The sequence below is a fragment of the Acidimicrobiia bacterium genome, from assembly GCA_040878325.1.
Lineage (GTDB): Bacteria > Actinomycetota > Acidimicrobiia > Spongiisociales > UBA11373 > JAUYIV01.
The window spans coordinates 1-20,376 of sequence record JBBDMM010000014.1 but is presented as its reverse complement, the minus strand read 5'-3'; the positions used below and the strand labels follow the sequence as shown (position 1 = coordinate 20,376).

Here is a 20,376-nt window from a genome sequence, read left to right as displayed (position 1 = left end):
GCCATCGGGCGACAAGCCCGTCCCGGAACGGTAAGGCCTGCTGATTGGGAAGAGGATTTGCGATTGGCGATGGGCATGGGCGTTGGGTGGCTGTTGGCTGTTGGCCTGTGCCCGATAATCTCACGGCGTGGGTATTCGCGTTTCGCTCGTCGCTTTCCTGAAAACCCGGAACTTTCGGGTCCTCATCCTCGTCGGCGTGATCGGGGTGCTCTGCATCGTCAATCAACGGGCCGGCCACGACTGGGGCGACGACTTCTCCCTCTACCTCCGCCAGAGCCAGGCTCTGGTCGAGGGCAACGTCGGCGAGGTGCTTGCCACCACCCGAATCACCGTCCAGGAATCGTCTTCCCACGCCTTCAGCCCGTACTCCTACCCGTGGGGCGCTCCTTTGTTGCTCTCACCGGTGGTCGGACTGTGGGGACTCGACTATCCGAAGCTGAAGATCCTCGAGACCCTCTTCTTTGCCGGCTTCCTGGTCGTGTTCTTTCAGATCGTTGCCCGGCGAGTCGGCGAGGTCGGCGGTCTGGTGATGGTGAGCCTGATCGGTTTCAGCGTCATCTACGTGGGCGCGACCGACAGCGTGCTGGCCGACTTCCCGTACCTGTTCTTCGTGGGCCTGTCGCTCTGGTGGATGGACCGATTGCGCTTGCGCGGGCTCTGGCTGGCTGGCCCGGCCCGGCCGTTGATCGGGATGGGGCTGTTGCTCGCGTTCACCTTCAGCATCCGCCGCGAGGGGGTGGCCCTGTTCCTTTCGCTTGCCGCCGTTCACGGGGGACTGCTGTGGCAAGGGCGGTCCGCCCGTGACGGGGGGCCGGCGCCGCGGCGGCGGCTGGCGACCCCGTATGTGACCGCGGCCGGCTTCCTCGTCTTCCTGCAGTTGGTCCTGCCGACCGTGGTGTGGCCGAAGTACGAAGGTGGGGGGCTGAACCAGATCAGACACAATCTGATCTGGTTCAGGGACATCCTCGGCGAGCACATCGGTCTCAAGGACCAGGGTGTTCCCGGGTGGAGCCTCCTCGGGAGCCATGACCTCGCCCTCGTGGCGTTCACCGTCTTCCTGATGCTTGCCGTCCTCGGCATCCTGGTTCGGTTGCTCAACCATTACCGGGAGGATGCCCCGCTGATCCTCTACCTGCTTGCGGTCGCCTTCATCATCTCGACGCTTCCCTTCCACGAGGGGCGCTACCTCTTCTCGATCACGCCCCTATTGGTCTACTTCGCCTACCAGGGGATTGCCTCGACCCCCATCGATGCGGCCGGCTCCAGAGCCGGGTCGTGGTCGAAGCGGACGCGCATGCTGCCGGGGACGGTGGCTGCGGTGTTCATGATGATATTCGTGGTCGGCAACGCCTCCGGCCTCTACAACAAGACGCAGTACCGGCTCGCCTACGACTACCCCTACTGGGGCCCGGAGCACCCATCGTCGGTGGAGATGTTCGATGAGGTGAGGTCGCGCACGCGCCACGATGAGGTGGTGTCATTCTTTCGCGCCCGATCGATGAACCTGTATTCCGATCGGCAGTCGCTGCAGCTGACGAATAACGCCCACCTCCTCGCCCGGGCAGATTGGTTCGTGATGGTGAAGAACTCGACCTATGTCCAGGTGCTGCTCACCGACGCGGAAGCAGCCGATCTCGGATTGACCCTCGAGTGGGAGAACGATCGGTTCGTGCTGTGGCGAGTGCCATGAGCGCCCTCGAACTCACGGTGCTGATGCCGTGTCTGGATGAGGCGGAGACGGTTGGCGTCTGTGTGACGAAGGCGATCGGATGGATGGAGCGCCACGGCGTCGAGGGTGAGGTGCTCGTCGCCGACAACGGTTCCACCGACGGCTCCCAGGCCCTGGCGGCCGCGGCGGGCGCCAGGGTGATCGATGTGCCCGCCAAGGGTTATGGGGCGGCACTTCGGACGGGGATCGCCGCGGCCCGAGGCCGTTTCGTGATCATGGGCGACGCCGACGACAGTTACGACTTCACCGCCCTCGAACCGTTTCTGGCCGAGTTGCGTGGCAGAGCCGATCTGGTGATCGGCAACCGTTTTCGGGGCGGGATCGAGAAAGGGGCGATGCCGTTCCTGCATCGTTACGTCGGCAATCCGGTGCTCTCGTTCGTGGGTCGACTGTTCTTCCGGGTCCCGGTCGCCGACTTCCACTGCGGGCTGCGCGGTTTCCGACGCGATCGCATCCTCGATCTCGACCTTCGCAGCAGTGGAATGGAGTTCGCCAGTGAGATGGTCGTGCGGGCCGGGCTCAACCACTTCGACATCCGCGAGGTGCCGACGGTGTTGCGGCCCGCGGGACGAACTCGGCCCCCCCACCTGAGGACCTGGTCGGACGGGTGGCGCCATCTGCGCTTCCTGCTCCTCTACAGCCCGCGGTGGCTGTTCCTGGTACCCGGGTTGGTGATGCTCGCGGTCGGCCTGATCCTCACCACCGTGCTGGTGGTGGGTCCGGTGGAACTGGGCGGGGTGACCCTCGACCTGAGTGCCCTGGTGTATGCCGCCGCGTTGACCATCATCGGGACACAGTCGATCACGTTCGCCCTCTTCACCAAGATCTACGCGGTCTCGAAGGGGTTTCTCCCCGCGGACGACCGCATCGATCGCTTGGGGGCGCGGTTCCGGCTCGAACGGGGCTTGTTGCTGGGATTCCTGGTGTTCCTGGCGGGGCTGATCGCCGCGGTGTTGTCCTTCTGGCGCTGGCGTGAGCAGGGCTGGGGTGACCTCGACCCGGGCGAGCAGCTGCGAATCGTGATTCCCGCTTCGCTCGGCCTGGTCCTTGGATGGTGGGCCGTGCTCGCCAGCTTCTTTCTCTCCATCCTCGGCATGGACAAGAAGGTCGATCTCGGCTGAACTCGCCCGCATGGATCGCTAGGGCTTCTCGAAGACGAACAGGTGGTTCAGGCCGAGTTGGAATCGGCGCCGCTTCAACAGCCGGAAGCCGGCGCACTGGAATATCGGCACCGTCTCAGCGACCTCGAAACCGTGGTGCTCCTCGACGTGCATCCCCCTGATCAGGCGCAGGAACACCAGCACCGCGAGGATTCGATCGACGAATGGGTGCGGCACGGTCAGCACTGCCCTCCCCCCGCTGGAGAGCACCCGGTGGCAGGCGTTGGCGAAGGCGTCGGGATCCTCGACGTGCTCGAGCACCGCCAGGCAGGTGACGCAATCGAACGATCCGGGGTCGAACGAGAAATCATCAGGGAAACGGCCCTTGAGGAGGCGGACTTTGCCATCGTCGGCCGGAGCAACATCCACATCCACCCCGACGGCGCTGACGACCCGATCGCCGACCCGGTCGATCAGGCTGCGGTCGTAGCAACCGATGTCGAGCAGCCGATCCCCGGCCCGCACCCAAGGCAACGCCTTGCGAATCCGCCACCGCTGCAACAACCGATCGAGGGGGCGCATCCGGGGGAGGCTAACGGCCGACGGCCTGCCCCACGTGCGTCCTCCTCCGCCGTCTTCGGCGGGGGAGGTGGCACCGCCGTCTTCGGCGGTGACGGAGGGGGCAGCGGACCCAGCGAGCACGCCAACGCTAAATGCTTCCCGCCAATCGCCAATCGCGGGAGGTCGCCGAAGGCGGCCGACCCTCTTTACACTCCCGTCCCAATGAAGCGCTGGAGCATTCGCATCGTCTGGGCTCTGGTCGTCTTGCTCCCGGCGAGCGTGCTCCTGCTGTGGTGGGGCGGTTCGATTCCGGATGATCACGAGCCCGAGGTGGGGCGGGTGGTGTTCGGGAACATCCCCGACCCGGTGATCGTGCTCTTCTATGTGGCGTCGACGATCTTCGTGGCGCTGTTCGCCTACTTCTTTGCGGTCCGGGCGAAGAACTGGATGCGCGGCGCCGATGAGAAGCGGGTCGACCGGTGGTGGCAGCGGATCCGGGCGTTGGAGCGGGGACTCTCGCATCGGTCGGTGTTCGAGGACCGCGCCGCCGGCCTCATGCACCTCGCCATCTATTCGGGGTTCATCGTGCTGTTCCTCGGCACGGTCACCCTCGAGATCGACCACCTCGCCCCTGCCAACCTGAAGTTCCTCGAGGGGGCGGTGTATCAGTGGTACTCGGCCATCCTCGACGGGTTCGGGCTGGTTTTCCTCGGCGGTCTGTTGATGGCGGCCGGCAGGCGGTACGGGCTGCGTCCCCGCAAGCTGCGCACCAAGACCCGGCCGGAGGATGCCTTCAACCTGGCTCTACTGTTCTTGATCGGCCTCACCGGTTTCGCCGTCGAAGCCGCCCGGATCACCGTGGACGGTCGCCCCGACTTTGAGACCTGGTCGTTCGTCGCCTACCCACTGAGCGCATTGGTCCCCGAGTCGGCGGCATCGGGCCTCCACCAGGGTCTGTGGGTCGCCCATGTGGTGGCGTTCCTCGCCCTGTTGGTGGCGATACCCACCACGAAGCTGCGCCACATGATCACCTCCCCGCTCAACATGGCGCTGTCGCCCCGTGACCGCCACAAGGGGGCGATGCGGGAGATGCCGAACCTGGTCGAAGCCGCCGAGACGATCGAGACGATCGGGGCGTCGAAGGTGTCCGACTTCACCTGGAAGCAACTGCTCGACACCGACGCCTGCACCGTCTGCGGCCGGTGCACCTCGGTGTGTCCTGCCAACCAGACGGGCAAGCCGCTCGACCCGCGCGAGATCGTCCTCAAGCTGGGGGAGGTGGCGGCCCGGACCGGTAATCCGCCGGTGAGCCCGCCGGTGGGGGTGGACCGGGGGATCACGGTCACCGCCGACTCGGTGTTCGAGCGAATCACCGCCGAGGAGGTCTGGGCCTGTACCTCGTGCCGGGCGTGCGACGAGGTTTGCCCGGTGGACATCGAGATCCTGGACAAGATCCTTGACATGCGCCGCTACCTGACGCTGATGGAGGGGAACTTTCCGCAGGAGTTGGGCCAGACGTTCATCAGTCTGGAGAACTCGTCGAATCCCTACGGCTCCAGCCAGCAGGGGCGCGCCGACTGGACGAGGGAACTCGACTTCGAGGTGAAGCGTCTCGGTGACCCTGGCGTCACGGCCGAGTATCTGTACTGGGTGGGCTGCGCCGGGTCGTTCGACGATCGGAATCGCAAGACCACCGTGTCGACGGCCCGATTGCTCCACGAGGCCGGGGTCGACTTTGCGATCCTCGGACCGATGGAGCTGTGTACCGGCGACCCGGCCCGGCGCGCCGGCAACGAGTACGTGTTCCAGCAGTTGGCGCTGCAGAACATCCAGACACTCAACGACCTCGGGGTGAGCAAGGTGATCACCCAGTGCCCGCATTGCTTCAACACCATCTCCAACGAGTACCCCCAATTCGGCGGCGAGTACGAGGTGATGCACCACAGCCAGGTGCTCATGGGCCTGGTGAAGGATGGCCGCCTCAAACCGAAGGCGAAGACCGGGCAGACGATCACCTTCCACGACCCCTGCTACCTGGGCCGCCACAACGACGTGTTCATCGCCCCGCGGGAAGTGGTGAAGCGGTCGGGCGACCTGGTGGAGATGCCTCGCAACGGCACCGGATCGTTCTGTTGCGGCGCCGGGGGGGCCCGGATGTGGATGGAGGAGTCGGTAGGCAAGCGGGTCAACCTCGAGCGCACCGAGGAGGCCCTGGCGACGGGGGCGGATGTGATCGCCACCGGCTGCCCCTTCTGCTTCGTGATGCTCGACGACGGCGTAAAGGAACTCGGCGCCGACGTCCAAGTGAAGGACCTGGCCACCCTGCTCGACGAGCAGGTGCGCTGAGACCCAGTCTCCAGTCCCCAGTCTCCAGGCAGGAATGGCGTTGAGTCTCGGACGCGAACGCCGGGTTTCGCCTTTCGCTCTTCCGCACCATTCTTCTTTTTGCTTATGAAGGGCGCGACTTCGACCGAAACCCCTTCGTATGGAATGCACTCAGTGCGGCGGAGATGCGGTCGTCAAGCGTGGCGAGACCATGTTCTGCGGCAATTGCGCCATCAACGCCGATTGGCAGGAGATCATCGCCTTGATCCAGGACGCCCACGTGGAGTCCCCGGTAGCCACCGAACTCAGCAAGTCGGCGTGAAGACGTAGCAAGTAGCCCGCCCTGACCCTGGGTGACGGCTCAAGCGTCTGTCGAATCGCCAATCGCCAATCGCGGGGGCGGCGCGAATGCGACGCCCCCCTCTTGAATCCCCAACACCCTGTGGACAAGTTGATAGGGTGACTCTTCGCATCGGGAGGTCACGCGCGGTGGCGACGGAGACCGCCAGTTTCGGCGCAGGTAAGAGGGAGAGCCACGACGCCTCGGCGTTCTATCGCCGCCGTCTGCTCGACCACGCCCCGGAGACCGTCCTCGGAGAGCCCCAGCCGGTGCCTGTGGATATTCTCGACCAGCTGATCTGCGGTTCGTCGGAGGTGATGGAGATCGTCCCCGACGACTGCGTCGCCCTGATGATCACCTCACCGCCCTACAACGTGGGCAAGGAGTACGACGAGGACCTCTCTCTGGCCGACTACCTCGACCTGCTCCACCGGGTGCTGAAGGAGACCTACCGGGTGCTCGAGCCGGGTGGCCGGGCGGCGGTGAATGTCGCCAACCTGGGGCGAAAGCCCTACCTGCCGCTCAACCACCACGTCGCCGGGCTAATGCACGACATCGGCTTTCTGATGCGCGGGGAGATCGTGTGGGTGAAGGCCGCCGGTGCCGGCGGCTCGTGCGCCTGGGGCTCGTGGCGATCGGCGAAGAACCCCACCTTGCGCGATGTCCACGAGTACGTTCTGGTGGCGTCGAAGGGGTCGTACAGCCGGGCCCGGGTCGGCCCCGACTCGATCACCAAGGACGAGTTCCTCGCCGCCACCACCTCGGTGTGGAACATCAAACCCGCCTCGGCCCGCCGCCTGGGCCATCCCGCCCCGTTCCCTGTCGAGCTGCCCCGCCGCCTGATCGAGCTATACACCTTCGAGGGTGACCTGGTGCTCGACCCCTTCATGGGCTCGGGCTCCACCGCAGTGGCCGCCGTCGAGACCGGCCGTCACTTCATCGGCTACGACAACCAGCCGGCGTATGTCGAGATCGCACAGCAGCGGGTGGAGGCGGCGCGAAGGTCTTGATCTCCAATTGCCGCCCAGGGGGCGTTTGATGATTGCGCGATGCCTGATTCCGTGTGTGGCCGTTGCCATCTGAGCCGCTGCTTCATGTCCGCGGCTCACCGGCCCCGTCGGATTGGGGTTTGGACTGCTCAAGGGAACGCTTCATGGCGCGTCTGACACCGGGATCCGCATCTTTCAGAAGGGCCGCGATCTCCGGATAGACGAAGGGTTCGGCCTCTCTCGCGTCCAATGGTTCGGCGTCTCTCCCTTTCGATCGGGGTTCGTACGCTACGACGGACTTCAGGTTTGCCCATCCAGCGGCGGCCGCAATTCGGACTTCAGCGCGTGTATTTTTGCTCGCCGCCTGTAGTACGGCTGCCCTGCCAGGGACATCAAGGCGGCTGGCGAGATATGCCGCTCGGGCAGCCAGCCTGGGGTCATCACCTTGCACGATGGACATCAACTCGGGCAATGCTTCCGCCCCGAGGTTTGAGGCGGCAGCGGAGTAATCGAGCTCGACGTGTTCAAGAAGCTCCAGGATTTCATCACGCATGGGTTCGTTCCTCACAGGCGAGCGCCCAACGGCTCCTCTTCATCGTTTTCTGCTCATCGTCGGTCACGGTCGGGGGGGGATTGATCCTGCTGGCTGAACGGTACATCAGCCGGTTGATATCGTCCGCATGCTCGAGCCCAAGAATGTGTCCCAGTTCGTGAGCGAGCGTCAAGATTGGGGCAAACCTCGTAACGATCGCCGCCGGGAAATCCATGTGCAGAGCGCAGCCGTCGAGAGGCGGCGTCGTCGTTCTAACGAAGAAGACGACGATTTCGTCGCTAGCGGCAGAATCCCGAATCGAAAGGAGTTCTCGATGGTCATCGGTGAGACTGGCGCGCGCAGAGCAGTCTCCGATGCTGAGGTCGGCCAGAGGGTTGTCCTCAAGGACGAATGTCGAAGCGTGAACCAGTGTGATTCCTGCGTGGGATAGCACCGTCGTGGCTGATTCGACCATTTGATCGATGGATACGTCGGGTTCCGCGAGGACGGCAATGTGTAGGCGAACGCACTTGGGTATAGGCATGTCTGCCTTAGCTCATGGAGTTTCGGGGGGAAGCGTTGTTGTAGGGTCGTCGGTGGGAACCGTTGTTGAGACAGGTGCGACGGTTGTGGTCGTTGTGGTGCTTGCTGCATCGAGACTCTTCCACGTCACCATGGTGGCCATCACGAGACATGCGATCGCGAGGATGCCTACTGCCGCAGTCGTCTTGAGTTTCGCAAATTCACTCATCGCCTTGGGAATTGCTTCCCATGCCGAAGACCCCAGCTTGTCGAGTTGGTCAAGTCTGACCCCCCGTCCGCGGAGTTCGATGAGTGACATGAATGCAGCCACAGCGGCAAGGAATGCACCAACGATCAACAACTGGACCGCTATCGCCCCTTGGAAGTGCGTCCCAACGTTTTCTGTTCTTAGCACCGAGTAGGCGACTACCCACATCGGTATGAGCATCAGCACGAACGCAAACGAGACGACGAGACCGGCATTGGATGCGAAGCTGTCGCTCCAGATGAAGACGGGCTCTCGGTCGGGAGGAGTGGTTACCTCAAGCTTTGCCCATCGAGACGACTTAGTTTTCGCTTTCGGTTTCGTGCTGTCGGTGACTTTGACTCGATACCACTTGGTCACAGCCTCTTTGGCAGTGGGCGGGGCGTACGCCTGCTTGTTCCCGTCTGGGGAACCGATTTCTTCTCCTGTCGTCTCCTTCTCGGTGTTCTTCTCAGACCATTGATACTTGTACGGGACCGTTCCACCCGTGACGGATACTTCGAGTGTCGCTTGGTTCCCAAGCTCAATCGTCTGGTCGGTCGGCCCTTCGATCTTGATGGGCTTGGTGGTGGCCATGGACCCCCCTGGGATTAATCGGAAAAGAATACTCATGCTTGCTGCAGGATTGCACCCAGACTCTGAAAGGCCTTTGCCGTTCCAACCCCTTGCCCTTCCCGGCTACTTGGCCGTGACCATTCGGATTGCGCCGATTCATGATCCGAGGTCAGCGACCTACGGGACGGCGACAGTGGATCCGTCTGACGCATGGTTTCGGAGCTTCGCGAGGAAGCAGCTGGCGGGTGCTCAGCGCACCGAAACCGCGACCTCCTGAACCAGGTTGTTGCCCATGCCCTGGATGTTCCACGGAGGCGCTACGGGCTGAGCCGCCCCGTCGGCGTCGAACGCCCGGCTGGTGAGTACGTGGTCTCCGGGGGTGGCGTCCCATTGGAACGACCAGCGACGCCCAGAGATGCCTTTCGCGACCCTGGTCACTGGAGGTCAGGTCGACGAGGCGGATCAGCCCTCAGGAGGTGGTGGCGGCGGTGGGGGCGGGGGAGCGGGTCGGTGCGATTCCCGGCGGCCGGCATACGCGATGCCGCCGACGAAGGCCCCGGTCAGCACGAGCGCCCCTATCAGGATCCAGACGAGGGCCGGCACGCCTCCCTTCGGGTCGGCTGGTCCGGCGGCGCCCACGGTGGTGGTCGCGGCCGCAGCGGTGGTGGTCGTCGCGCCGGGCGACGCCGCAGTCGTGGTGACGGGAGCAGCCGAGGTGGTGGTGGCGTCTTCGCCGGCCGTCGTCGTCGTGGTCTCGGTTCCCGGGCTGGGGTGCTCGGTGGCGGTTACCCCGTGGTACCAGACCGGGTCGCGGTAGCGAGGCTCCTCGAAGGGGGAAACGACCAGATCGGTGACCGAACCGTCGACCGACAAAATGACGAGCGCGCTGGCCGAGTCGCGAATGGACTCGAAGGCTACCCGGTCGCCCGTGGGTGAGACGGCAGGGTGGAAGTCGTTGGTGAGCCCGAGGTCGTACAAGGGGCGCTGAAGGGAACCGTCGGCGTTCATCACGAAGACCGTTTGGTCGACATCACGGCCGGTGGTGCGGAAGAAGATGAAGCGGCCGTCGAGCGACAGGGCGGGTTCGATGCTCGACCCCTCATCGGTTAGTTGCGTCAACTCGAATCCCGGCATGCTCAGCGAGTAGATCTGGATCGGCACGCCCTCGGGCTCACTCATCTCGAGCACGATCGCCGATCCGTCGGGCATCCACTCGACATCGTGGATTCCCTTGTCAGTCTCGAAGACCAGCCGCTCGCCGCATCCCCGGGCGTCCACGAACCACAGGCCGCCGGACCCGCTGAAGGCGATGGTCAGCCCGTCGGGTGACCAGTCGGGCGATGTGCCGAAGGTCCGAGTGACCTGGCGACGGTCGGTGCCGTCGACATCGATCACCCAGATCATCGGGAGACCGGATTCGTCGGATGAATAAGCAATCTGGTCCCCGACGGGGGACCACGCCCCGTCGAACGCCTGAAAGCCGAAATCGCCGGTGAGGTCGATCGCCTCGGCCAAGGTGTCGAGGTCCCAGATCGATAGCGAGGAGATGCCAGCCTCGAAGTCGTCGTAGTTGAGGAGCAGAAAGTCGCCGTCGAGCGGTGGGGGACGGGTGCCCGGTGCGGGTTCTACCGAGCCGCAGTCGATCGGCTCACCGGCGCTCGCCGGGGTGGCAGCCAGAGCGAGGAGCACCACCGCCGCGCCGAGCGAAATCCGTCGGGACCGCATTCCCGGAGGGTATCGGTGGAGATGGTGCGATCAGGGGATTGCCAGGCGTTGGCCGAGCGACAGGCTGGACTAGCCGTCCCACCGCAGCCACACCCCGTGGTAGTGGGCGGTGCCCAGCCGCCGAGCAGATCATCGAGGCGGGTGCGGTCCCCGGGTGCCCACTGGTTCAGTACGAAGGAGTGGAAGACGAGCGCGGCGGCATCCTCGGACGGGGGAACGACTGACCCGCGATTCCCCCGTATCGATCTCGCCTTCTGCGACGATTAACAGGCGACACTCCGGGGAGCGCAATGTTGGATCCGATTGATCGCATGGTTTCGGAGCTTCGTTCAGAAGCCGACCGGGCTGTATTCACCGACCTCACTGAAAGGGCCGTCGCCCTCGGTTTGCGGCCCCGGCTCGCCGGTCGACTCCGGACGCGTCTTGCCACCGTCGCCGCCTCGATCACCCTGGCGTTCGGCGGGTTGGGCGGGGTGGCGTTCGCCGCCAATGGATCGGCACCCGGTGACTTCCTCTACGGCGTCGATCGCGCTCTCGAGCGGGTCGGCCTCGGCAGCGGCGGAAGTGCGGAGCGACTCGGCGAGGTCACCGCCCTGATAGAACGCGGCGACACCGTGCGCGGACTCCAGCACGCCACCGAATCCCTATTGGGTGAAGCGGACGATGCCGGCAGCGAAGCCGCCCGCCTCGCCCTGCTGGCCGCCGCCGACCGGATTGCGGCGGTGGGCGACACCGGCCCACCCGTTGGCGTTGCCGACCTGCTCACCTATCTGTCGGACAATATCGATGCGGTTGACGGTCTGAGGGTGGCCGAGTTGGCCGGGGCGATCGGGGAAGCCGACGGCGACTCCGGACCACCCGACGAGAATCCCGGCCCACCCGACAGCACTCCTGGTGGACCGCCGGACGGGACGCCTGGAGACGACACCTCGGGCCCGCCCGTCGAACAGCCTGGCCCGCCCAACGACAAGCCGGATCCTTCGGACGACGCCGGCCCCCCCGACATTCCGCCGGATCCTCCGGACGACGCCGGCCCGCCCGGCACCACCCCGTAGCCTGTTTCGCCTAGCTGCCTCCGGTCGGCCGCCGCCACCAACGCCTCCCGCCGGGGGAGAATGAACCGGTGGCGCCATCCGCTGACTCCGATTTCGCCGCCCGCCTGGCTGCCGCCAAGGCGGGCGACGAGTTGGCGTGGCGCGCACTGTTCCGCCTGGTCTCAGGTCGGGTGGTCGGGTTCCTGGTGGTACGGGGGGCTGCCGACCCCGAGGGCGTCGCCGGGGACACCTTCGTCGACATCGTTCGTTCGATCCGCCGTTTCACGGGAGGCGAGCGCGAGTTCGTCGCCTGGTGCCTGACGATCGCCCATCGCCGCCTGGTCGACTCATGGCGTTCGGCCGGTCGCCGGCCTGAGGTGCTCACCGATCCGTCAGATCTCGAACAACCAGATGATCTGGATGTAGAGGACACCGCGCTCGGCCTGATGGGGGCGGCTCGAGCGCGCGCCCTGATTGATCGACTGACCCCGGATCAGGCCGATGTGATTGCGCTGCGCATCTACGGCGACCTGACCCTTCCGGAGATAGCCAAGCGGCTGTCGAAACCTTTGACCGCGGTCACCTCGCTGCAACACCGTGGCCTCGAAGCCCTCCGGCGCCTTATCGCCGACAAGGACGATGAACTCGGTGCCGACTGAGGCGCCCCTCAACCCTGCCCCTGCGCCGTCCGATAGAGCCTTCTGTGAACCTCTTCCAGCGGAGAATGGGCGTAGAGGGGCCGGATTCATCCCGGCGGTGGGCGGCTGCCTTCTTTGGCTTGTGCCTGGGTGGATCCATCTTCCTCGGTGTGGGCTATGTCGCGTCCCGCCACAGCCATGACCATGAACTTCTCTCCACCCGTGCGCAGGCAGTGAGTTTGGCGATCGAGACCATGGTCGACGACGCCGGCTATCAGGCGATAGCGGTGGCAGCGCTGTTCCGGGGCAGCGTCGAGGTGACGGAAGGCGAGTTCAACGGGTTCGTCCAAGACGTCGGGCTGACCGAGGGGATGTTCGGTCTCGGGTTCATTCCGATCGTGCCACGAGCCGACCTCGCCGAATTCGAAGAGGAACTTGCCAGGGGCCATCCCGGCGCCTTCGTGTTCGAAGTGGATGGCACCGAGCCGGTTCCGGTCGGGGTGCGCGACACCTACTTTCCCATTCGGTTCTTCTGGTCGAAGGACCAGCTTCCGGCATGGGGCTTCGACGCCGGCAGCGACCCCGAATTCGCCAGCGCCATCGATCAGACCCTGAACTCGCTCCAGTTGACCATGTCGGAGTTTTTCAGGTTCTCGAGCAATCCGGGCAGAGATGGCTTCGTGATTTTCGAACCGGCCTTCGGGCCTGATGGGTTGCTGCTGGGAGTGGTGGCCGTAGCGATGGACCTCGATGCGGTTCTCGCAGCCGCGCTTCCACCCGATGTCGGGTTGCCACTCGCGCTGGCGGTTCACGACGTGACCGACGGTTCGCCGCCGGTACCCGAAGGTACGTGGTCCGAGTCGATCAGCGCGGCCAGTCGTGCCTGGCGGGTCGACGTGAATTCTCAGGGCCATGACTCGTACATCTGGGGGGCCCTGGCATTCATCGCCGGGGGTCTGGCCATGGGTACCGCCACGACTCTGGCGGCGCTTGCTCTGGGTACCCGGGCCCGTCACCGAAATGAGGTCGCGAGGCTGCGTATCCTCGACCGGGAGAAGGACGACTTCCTCGCCGTGGTGAGTCATGAACTGCGGACGCCGCTCACCTCGATCGTCGGGTTTGCCGACGCCCTCCGGGGGGGGGATGGCGAGCTGACCCGGGCCGACCAGGTGGAGATGATCGATTTCATCGCCGACGAGGCCGACGCGATGGAGGGGATCGTCCAGGACCTGCTCGTTGTCGCCCGTCTCCAGCAGGGCGGGGTGGTGCCGATCACGTGTCGGGCAATCGACGACCTCGCCGCCGAAGTGACCAAGATTGCCGACCAGGCCGCGGTCGTTCGCTCCAGCCCCACCACGGTGAGCGGCAACGCCGCCGCTTTCGCCGACCCGGCCCGCCTCCGCCAGATACTTCGCAACCTGTTCGACAACTCGGTACGGCACGGCCTGCCTCCGATCGCGGTGACCATCGAGGCGGACGGCGAGCAAGTGCGGGTGAGGGTCAAGGATTCCGGCCCGGGCGTCGGGGCGGTCGAGGTGCCCAAACTGTTCGACCGCTACCGATCGGGCCCCAACCCCGAGGGCCTGCCCACCTCCACCGGCATCGGCCTGTGGTTGTCCCGCGAACTCGCTCGCCTCATGGGCGGCGACCTGAGGTTGGTCGTCACCGGCAAGGGTGCCACATTCGAATTGACCCTGCCCGCCGCGACCGGAGGCGGACAATGCGTCATCGAACCCGCAGCGCTCGCCGGGCAGGCAGTGGGGTTCTAGGGGACTCGTCGGGGTTCGGCACACGAGCGAGCGGTCGCCCATTTGCTCGATGCCCCCACGATCGAGAGCAACGTCGGTCTCACCTGGATCGACACGGAGACGCACACCCGTTCCTCGGTGATGTCGGTGACGACCTGGTGCCAGGGCCCACTTGCCACGGCTCGGGCGGCAGATCGGGCTCGCCCGCGGTCGACGAGAATCTCGCCGCCATAGGCGGCCTCCTCGTCGATCCACCCCGCTCCGGCTTCGGCGGCAGTGGCGGCGAGGTGTGACGCCTCCCGCCATGCCGCACCAAACCGGGAGATGTCGACGGCGACACCGAGCATCAACATGCCCCCGAAGAGCAACGCGACGATTGTGAGGTGGACTGCCCCGTTGTCGTTCAACGACCGGACCGGTATGGCGCGATCGGAACGACCGCGTGGGAGACGATGGTCAGGCGCTTGGACAGAAGGACCGGATGCGGGAGACGCACTTCTGATCGCACCTCGACCCTCACTGTGCCACCGGCGACCTCGTGGTCCACACTGGCATTCGGCGGGGCGAGCCATTCTGCGCGGCGTACCGCGGCATCGGTTCTCACACCCCGTGCCAGCTCGACCGCGCCCGACCGGGCGGCCTCCCGCGAAGCCTGGCCTGCGTCGATGATCATCCCCGTGGCTGCTGCCGCGGCGGCAAGCACGAGAACGATGGCGGCGCCGATCACCAAATCGGCGACGATCGCAGATCCGCTGTCACGGTTCGATGACACGCGGTATCTCCGTTATCAGCACGATGGTCAGGCGGGTCAAGACCGGGCCTGGCGGGGTCCATCTGAAACTCGCGGTCGCGACCGCCGCCCTCCCCGTGAGCCTGACTTCGGCGAACACAGCGTCCGCTCCGGGGACAACGCGTACGAGCGCCTCCTCGAGACGCGCCGTTTCTGCCGAGAGATCGACTCCGGGTATCGCTGCTCGCCGCGCCGCCGATGCCACGACGGCGTCCGCGGCGGACCGGGCAGTCATGGCCATCGCAACCTGGACGAGGAGCAGAAGAAGGATGAAGGTGGCCGCCATCGCGGCCACCTCCTCCACGATCGCGGATCCCGAGTCGTCTACGAGAAGAAGCCGCTCATCTGGCCCGCGATCGAGTTCCAGAGATCGCTCGCCGCGGAGCGAACCTGAGGGAGAAGGACCGCGATCACCAGGACGGCGATTGCGGCCATTCCCAGCCATTCCACGGTTGTGACGCCTCGCTGGTCCGCGTTGAGGCGATGGAGTCGGAGCATGGTGCCTTCCTTTCATGGTCGTGACAGGGCGTTCAACCCCGCGAGCGTCGGGTACATCAGGAACAGCAGGGTCACCGGGATCATCAGCGCGAGGATGGGGCCGTACGTCGTGAGAGCACGGCGGCCCCCTTCGGCGGTGAGCTCGCGAGTCAGCAGCGCCCGATAGTCGGCGGCGAGAGCGGTGAGGGCATCGGAGAGACCCCCACCCGTACGGTGGGCGTGCCCGAGAAGGTCGTACAGGCGGGCGGCTTCCGGATATACGGTGTCCCGCGCCGCCCGCCGAAGCGAATCCTCGAGCCCCAACTCCGAGTCGCGGACGGCTTTGAGTTCTTCAGCGGCGACTCCGCGGCTCGCGGCGACGAAGCGGGAGACGGCGGTCGCCACCGACTCTCCGGCCAGCACGTGAAGGGCGATCGTGTCGGCGACCGTGGGCAGCTCCTGGGCGAGCCGCGCCGATCGACGCTCGCGCGCTGTCGATCTCGCCGCCCGGCCGACGATGGTGCCTCCGACGATCCCGATCACAGCGAGCGACGCAGTGTTCGAGGGATCGAGAGCCATCGCTGCGACGACGCCGAACGCGGCGCCCGCCACCGCCGGACCGGCCGGGGGCAGGCGGAAGCGCCGCACGTGCTCGGGGTGCGGCGCGCCCAGGTAGTCACCGATGGACACGACACGGGAATGCAGTGAGGCGATGAGGAGAAACACCCCCGTCGAAATGAGTACAGCCGTCACGAGAAGAGCCTCGGTGCTTGTGACAGGCGCGCCGACCGACGCGCGAGGAGGAACCCCGTCACGGTCGCGGCCAGGCCGCCGATCACGATCCGAGTTCCGGTGGCTGTCGAATACGACTCGGTGGCAGTCGGATTGGTGGCGATGCTCAGACCGAGCATCGCCCACGGGGCAACCAGGGCTATGCCCGCCGTGAGTCGTTGTTGGGTGAGGGCGGCGTCGTGCGCACGGCGAAGCCGCAGTTCGTCACCGACCGAAACGGCCAGCGCGGCGAGGACTGAATCCACATGTCGGCCGCCGACGCCGGCAGCGATCGACAGCGTGGTGAGGACACGATCGGCGAGGGGATCGGCCCAGTCCGAGCGAACTCGATCGAGCCCTGCGGCAAAGTGTTCGCCTCGCCCACGGTCGATCTCGGCAAAGCGGCCACCCAGGTGGCGGGCAGCAGCACGGGTCGCCTCGGGGAGCGAGGCACCGGTGGAGATACGAGCCCTCACCGCAGCCAGGAAGTCGGGCCACCGCGAGGCCTCGCGCATCGCCTCCCTCCGGCGAACCGAGAGTCGTGCCGATACCGGGAGCGGAGCGACCAGTACCCCTGCGGCGATTGCCACCATGTCGGGCAGGCCAGCCGACGAAGCGACTGCTGCGCTCAATGCACCGACGACGGCGCCGGAACCGAGGTCGACGACAAGGCGGGGGTGCAGCGAGAACGATCGGTACACCCTCGGGACCCCGAGAGTGACGGCGCAGAGCATGGCGGAGCTCACGGCTATCGCTCTCATGGCGAATCCGCCCGCTGGTAGATGCGGTTTACCTGGAATTGCCCGTCCTTGCGTCCCAGGACGCCCACCACTTCCTCGACGACCCGATGGGTGGGCATTCGGCGGAGGAAAACGACGAGATCGACCACTGACGCCAGGGATGCAGCCACGTAGTCGACGATCACGTTCTGGCCCGCGAGCACGCAGTAACCGACGACCTTGTCGAGGGCGTCGACGGCTGAGTTGGCGTGGAGGGTGGCGAGCCCGGAGCAGCCTGCGTTCAGAGCAAGCAGAAGATCCAATGCCTCAGGACCACGAACTTCGCCCACCACGATGCGATCGGGTCTCTGCCGCAGCGACGAACGCACTAGGTCGCGGAGGGTTATCTGCCCTCCGCCGTCGAGCCCGGCCTCGCGGGTCTGCATCTGCGTGATATCTGGAATGTCGGCCGAGATCTCGAAGACCTCTTCACAAGTGACAACTCGTCGATCTGGTGGGACGGCGGTGAGCAGGCAGTTGATCATTGTTGTCTTGCCCGCTCCCGGCGCGCCGGAGACGAGGATTGTCTGGTCCGATCTGATCGCGTCCGCCAGCAGGTCCGCCAGAGTCTCGGGAAGCGTTCCGAGTTCGACTAGGCGGTCGAGCCCGCTCGAGGCGAGGACGAAGCGCCGAATCTGCACGTTGAGCCGAGCGGGGTGTGTCACCGGGGGTCCGGTGACATGGACCCGGCTGCCGTCTTCGAGCTGGGCGGACACGATGGGGCTGGCGAGGTCGAGTCGACGTCCGGTTCCAGCGAGGATCCGATCGACGAAGTGGCGCAGGGTGTCGGTATCGATGACCTCGGGCAGGAGCGTCTTCACGCCGTTACGGACGACGAAGGTGCGCTCGCCTCCAAGCACGATGACCTCCTCGACCTGGGGATCGGACAGGACGGAGCCGAGGAACCCATCCCCGTTCACGGTTCGACCCCCAGTGGCGCCACGAGCGCCCGCAGCTTGCGGACGGGGGCTCCTGCGCCGCGTACGCTCCCGGCGATCCTGGAGATCGGAGGGATCACGGCGGCAGGCTCGAGGCCGGTCCAGCGGCGGATCGCCTCCACCACCTCTGATCGATCGGCCGACCGCACCCGGTTCAGGACGAGTCGTGGTGGCGGACCGGTCCACTCAGAGGTGACGGCAGCAGCTCTGACGATCCCCAGCGGCGAGCCCTCCGCCACGATCACCGCCTCGGTGGCAGCCTTGGTGACCTCCAGATTCGCCGGCCACGGACCAGCGTCCACTACGACCTTCCGCGAGTAGCGCGCAGCGTCGACCACATCGAAGATCGGTTCAGGGCGCAACGGCGGCTCACCCGGTCGATGAGATCCCGGCAACACCGCGAGGCGGCCGATGTCATGGAGCATCGCCAGGGGGAGTGACCCGCTGCCATGAACCGAGTCGACCGCGTCTGCGAGGTCCGGTCGGGGCGGAATGCCCAAACGAACTGCGAGAGCGGGCGCGTCGAGGTCGGCGTCGATCAGGGTGGTGGGCACACGGCCACTCGAGTTCCAGGCGAGTGCAAGGGCGATTTCGGTACGGCCCGGAGCTCCACGAGGGCCGGTGACCACGACGAGGGGAGCGGTCCCCTCGGCTCGGTGAGCCGCTGGCTCGATGAGCCGTATTTCCCGCAGCATGCCCTCAGCGCCGAGGTCGTCGGGCAGGACCAGATCGACTTTTGCCGCCCTGAGCCGGTCCGCAGCCGGGCGATCACCCACCGGGTGAACCCCGACGACGCGTAGCCCGTCACGTCGCCATGCCATCAGCCGCGCAGTGGTCGCCCAAGGAGTCTCAGACCCCACCACAACTACGTCAAGTGACTCGGTCTGTTCGGAGACCTCCCCAGGGAGGAACGCCCGCAGCACGAGCCGCACCGTTGCCGAGGAGCGAGCGGCAGCGACGAGGCGCGACTCCCACTCGCGGGCGGAAAGCACCGTGGCGACCCGCAAAGTCATTCTGTCACCCGCACGAGGTCGATCGCCGCCGTCTGCATCGCGGCTACGAGCCGAGGGGCGAGGGCGTCGTCGACTGCCAGCAACAGTGCCACGTCGCTTCCCACGAGTCCTACGGTGTCGACTTCGGCCGAGATCACCTTCACCGAGGCGGCGAGGAGCCTGGTCTCGAGGTCGTCCGTCACGTAGATGTCGACCAGATCGCCGGCGATCAGTTGGCCTTGCACGGCGTGTCCCATCTCGAGGGTGACGGCGATCAGGTGAGGTTCGGCGCCGGGTGGCGGCTCCAGGATCGAATCGGTCAGTGGGACACCCTCGGGTAGGTCGACCGCAAGTGTCCATCCGACGAGTTCAGGGGCCTTGGCGGCCAGAACGAGCCCGGCGATCGGCTCGACGCTGGCCTTGGTGAACGCAAGAGTGTCGAGAGGTACGCCTGCCGGCAGCGCCTCCGCCGCCACCAGTACGTCCACGCGTGCGGCCGGTCGGGTCAGCGACAGGACGGTGAGGCCGGCAATGAGGGCGAGGGCGCCGGCTGCGACCAAGCGGAGGTCGAGTCGAACGCGGCTCATCGTTCCTCCAGCGACACGAGATGAATGAGGGCGAGGATCCGGCATCCGGTTTGGTTCGAGATCTCGATGTGGTCGACACCCACCGCGGTGATGGTTCCGGTGTGCACTGATCCATCGGTCGTACCGAGGAGCACGCTCGACCCGCGGTCTTCGGCCGCGATGAGGACATCCCGCAGTGCTCGCATCCGCCGTGCGGCGGCTCGGGCCGCCTCCATCTCGGCCTCGAGGGTGCGGTCCATGCGCTCCCTCAGAACCCGGCCAATGCCGACCAGATCTGGGTGCCCATTCGTCTCCACGCGCGTCCCCTTCCGGTGCCGTCCGAGGGAGTCAGCGCCGTTCGGCGAGTGACGGTGGCGAAGAACTATCAGCCAAGGAGGCGCGACTCAAGGGGTACGCGAAGTGAGGTTTTCGCGAGGCTCCCTTTCCGGGCCAGTCCGCGCCAGGACGATCTCGTGTTGAGGCTTACCCTGGGGGGCTGAGGCACCCGATGACCAGACCGACCTTCCTCTACGACGGCGACTGCGCCTTCTGCACGAGCTGCGCTCGGTTCGTCGAGCGGCATGTACGGACTGAGGCGGAGATCGTCCCCTGGCAGTGGGCTGACCTCTCCGCCCTCGGGGTCGAGCAGCAAGCAGCCGAGGCGGCGGTCCTGTGGGTGGAGCCCGGTCTGGCTGCAGCCGGGCCGGACGCCATCGCGGTGCTGCTCCGTCGTGCCCAGTGGTACTGGAGGCCGCTGGGCTGGCTCGGCTCGCTCACGCCGGTGTCGTGGCTCGCCTGGCCCGTTTACCGCCTGGTCGCCCGCCATCGTCATCGGCTCCCGGGAGGAACCCCGGCGTGTTCGCCGCCGGAGCGTGAGTAGCCCTTCTTGCTCAGTGTTGTGCGGATGCCGGGCGATGCCCGGCATCCGGTTTCCCGAGGCTGGGTTGTGGGAGTGCTCGCAGGATCAGCTGCCCCCTCCGTCTGCCGGGCTTCCGCCCGG

At 66.0% G+C, this 20,376-nt stretch carries 25 protein-coding genes; 9 read left to right on the top strand and 16 right to left on the bottom strand.

What is annotated here, in order from left to right; all coding sequences use genetic code 11:
• Positions 1-127 precede the first annotated feature (127 nt).
• Both WD184_08480 and WD184_08475 read left to right on the top strand, forming a co-directional pair.
• Positions 128-1,690, top strand: a complete 1,563-nt coding sequence (locus tag WD184_08480; protein MEX0826767.1) for a hypothetical protein — start codon at positions 128-130, stop codon at positions 1,688-1,690.
• On the top strand, positions 1,687-2,850 hold the full coding sequence (locus WD184_08475) for a glycosyltransferase family 2 protein (protein MEX0826766.1): 1,164 nt from the start codon (positions 1,687-1,689) through the stop codon (positions 2,848-2,850). The genes WD184_08480 and WD184_08475 overlap by 4 nt, the downstream gene beginning before the upstream one ends.
• Before the next feature lie 18 nt (positions 2,851-2,868).
• Here the strand turns inward: WD184_08475 and WD184_08470 are convergent, their stop codons facing one another.
• Positions 2,869-3,411 (bottom strand): class I SAM-dependent methyltransferase, encoded by a 543-nt coding sequence (locus tag WD184_08470; protein MEX0826765.1) that lies wholly within the window; start codon positions 3,409-3,411, stop codon positions 2,869-2,871.
• A 201-nt stretch (positions 3,412-3,612) separates the two neighbouring features.
• Between WD184_08470 and WD184_08465 the strand changes: the two genes are divergently transcribed.
• The 3 genes from WD184_08465 to WD184_08455 all read left to right on the top strand — a co-directional run bounded on the left by WD184_08465 (position 3,613) and on the right by WD184_08455 (position 7,065).
• Positions 3,613-5,736 (top strand): heterodisulfide reductase-related iron-sulfur binding cluster, encoded by a 2,124-nt coding sequence (locus WD184_08465; protein MEX0826764.1) that lies wholly within the window; start codon positions 3,613-3,615, stop codon positions 5,734-5,736.
• A 139-nt stretch (positions 5,737-5,875) separates the two neighbouring features.
• Positions 5,876-6,037 (top strand): hypothetical protein, encoded by a 162-nt coding sequence (locus WD184_08460; protein ID MEX0826763.1) that lies wholly within the window; start codon positions 5,876-5,878, stop codon positions 6,035-6,037.
• A gap of 167 nt (positions 6,038-6,204) precedes the next feature.
• Positions 6,205-7,065, top strand: coding sequence for a site-specific DNA-methyltransferase (locus tag WD184_08455; GenBank protein MEX0826762.1), 861 nt, complete (start codon positions 6,205-6,207; stop codon positions 7,063-7,065).
• An 82-nt stretch (positions 7,066-7,147) separates the two neighbouring features.
• Here WD184_08455 and WD184_08450 read toward each other — a convergent pair whose 3' ends face one another.
• The 5 genes from WD184_08450 to WD184_08430 form a co-directional block, all read right to left on the bottom strand.
• Positions 7,148-7,597, bottom strand: a complete 450-nt coding sequence (locus WD184_08450) for a hypothetical protein (GenBank protein MEX0826761.1) — start codon at positions 7,595-7,597, stop codon at positions 7,148-7,150.
• Positions 7,590-8,120 (bottom strand): matrixin family metalloprotease, encoded by a 531-nt coding sequence (locus WD184_08445; protein MEX0826760.1) that lies wholly within the window; start codon positions 8,118-8,120, stop codon positions 7,590-7,592. The genes WD184_08450 and WD184_08445 overlap by 8 nt, the downstream gene beginning before the upstream one ends.
• Positions 8,121-8,132: 12 nt before the next feature.
• Positions 8,133-8,939: a SprB repeat-containing protein gene (locus WD184_08440; protein ID MEX0826759.1), complete on the bottom strand. Its 807-nt coding sequence runs from the start codon at positions 8,937-8,939 to the stop codon at positions 8,133-8,135.
• A 228-nt stretch (positions 8,940-9,167) separates the two neighbouring features.
• Positions 9,168-9,356, bottom strand: a complete 189-nt coding sequence (locus WD184_08435) for a hypothetical protein (protein MEX0826758.1) — start codon at positions 9,354-9,356, stop codon at positions 9,168-9,170.
• Positions 9,357-9,380: 24 nt separating this feature from the next.
• Positions 9,381-10,643: a hypothetical protein gene (locus WD184_08430; GenBank protein MEX0826757.1), complete on the bottom strand. Its 1,263-nt coding sequence runs from the start codon at positions 10,641-10,643 to the stop codon at positions 9,381-9,383.
• 311 nt (positions 10,644-10,954) lie between these two features.
• Between WD184_08430 and WD184_08425 the strand changes: the two genes are divergently transcribed.
• The 3 genes from WD184_08425 (at position 10,955) to WD184_08415 (ending at position 14,084) form a co-directional block, all read left to right on the top strand.
• Entirely contained in the window at positions 10,955-11,698 is a 744-nt protein-coding gene (locus WD184_08425) for a hypothetical protein (GenBank protein MEX0826756.1), read from the top strand.
• A 68-nt stretch (positions 11,699-11,766) separates the two neighbouring features.
• A complete protein-coding gene (locus tag WD184_08420) occupies positions 11,767-12,336 on the top strand; it encodes an RNA polymerase sigma factor (GenBank protein MEX0826755.1) in 570 nt (189 codons plus the stop codon).
• A 65-nt stretch (positions 12,337-12,401) separates the two neighbouring features.
• Positions 12,402-14,084: an ATP-binding protein gene (locus WD184_08415; GenBank protein ID MEX0826754.1), complete on the top strand. Its 1,683-nt coding sequence runs from the start codon at positions 12,402-12,404 to the stop codon at positions 14,082-14,084.
• Here WD184_08415 and WD184_08410 read toward each other — a convergent pair.
• From WD184_08410 to WD184_08365, 10 genes are read right to left on the bottom strand one after another with little or no spacing between them, the layout of a single operon-like run.
• Positions 14,081-14,470, bottom strand: coding sequence for a hypothetical protein (locus tag WD184_08410; GenBank protein MEX0826753.1), 390 nt, complete (start codon positions 14,468-14,470; stop codon positions 14,081-14,083). The genes WD184_08415 and WD184_08410 overlap by 4 nt on opposite strands.
• The gene (locus tag WD184_08405) at positions 14,467-14,835 is read right to left on the bottom strand and encodes a hypothetical protein (protein ID MEX0826752.1); all 369 of its coding nucleotides are present in this window, start codon (positions 14,833-14,835) and stop codon (positions 14,467-14,469) included. The genes WD184_08410 and WD184_08405 overlap by 4 nt, the downstream gene beginning before the upstream one ends.
• Positions 14,819-15,139, bottom strand: a complete 321-nt coding sequence (locus WD184_08400; protein MEX0826751.1) for a hypothetical protein — start codon at positions 15,137-15,139, stop codon at positions 14,819-14,821. Before WD184_08400 ends, WD184_08405 begins: the two co-directional genes overlap by 17 nt.
• Positions 15,140-15,177: 38 nt before the next feature.
• Positions 15,178-15,351, bottom strand: coding sequence for a hypothetical protein (locus tag WD184_08395; protein ID MEX0826750.1), 174 nt, complete (start codon positions 15,349-15,351; stop codon positions 15,178-15,180).
• Between the two features lie 12 nt (positions 15,352-15,363).
• Entirely contained in the window at positions 15,364-16,083 is a 720-nt protein-coding gene (locus WD184_08390) for a type II secretion system F family protein (protein MEX0826749.1), read from the bottom strand.
• Positions 16,080-16,862, bottom strand: coding sequence for a hypothetical protein (locus tag WD184_08385; protein ID MEX0826748.1), 783 nt, complete (start codon positions 16,860-16,862; stop codon positions 16,080-16,082). The genes WD184_08390 and WD184_08385 overlap by 4 nt, the downstream gene beginning before the upstream one ends.
• A complete protein-coding gene (locus tag WD184_08380; protein MEX0826747.1) occupies positions 16,859-17,800 on the bottom strand; it encodes an ATPase, T2SS/T4P/T4SS family in 942 nt (313 codons plus the stop codon). The genes WD184_08385 and WD184_08380 overlap by 4 nt, the downstream gene beginning before the upstream one ends.
• The gene (locus WD184_08375) at positions 17,797-18,831 is read right to left on the bottom strand and encodes a hypothetical protein (protein MEX0826746.1); all 1,035 of its coding nucleotides are present in this window, start codon (positions 18,829-18,831) and stop codon (positions 17,797-17,799) included. The genes WD184_08380 and WD184_08375 overlap by 4 nt, the downstream gene beginning before the upstream one ends.
• A complete protein-coding gene (locus tag WD184_08370) occupies positions 18,828-19,397 on the bottom strand; it encodes an SAF domain-containing protein (protein ID MEX0826745.1) in 570 nt (189 codons plus the stop codon). Before WD184_08370 ends, WD184_08375 begins: the two co-directional genes overlap by 4 nt.
• Positions 19,394-19,636, bottom strand: coding sequence for a hypothetical protein (locus WD184_08365; GenBank protein ID MEX0826744.1), 243 nt, complete (start codon positions 19,634-19,636; stop codon positions 19,394-19,396). The genes WD184_08370 and WD184_08365 overlap by 4 nt, the downstream gene beginning before the upstream one ends.
• 248 nt (positions 19,637-19,884) lie before the next feature.
• Here WD184_08365 and WD184_08360 point away from each other — a divergent pair, with 248 nt between their 5' ends.
• Positions 19,885-20,256, top strand: a complete 372-nt coding sequence (locus tag WD184_08360; protein ID MEX0826743.1) for a DUF393 domain-containing protein — start codon at positions 19,885-19,887, stop codon at positions 20,254-20,256.
• Positions 20,257-20,376: the final 120 nt, after the last annotated feature.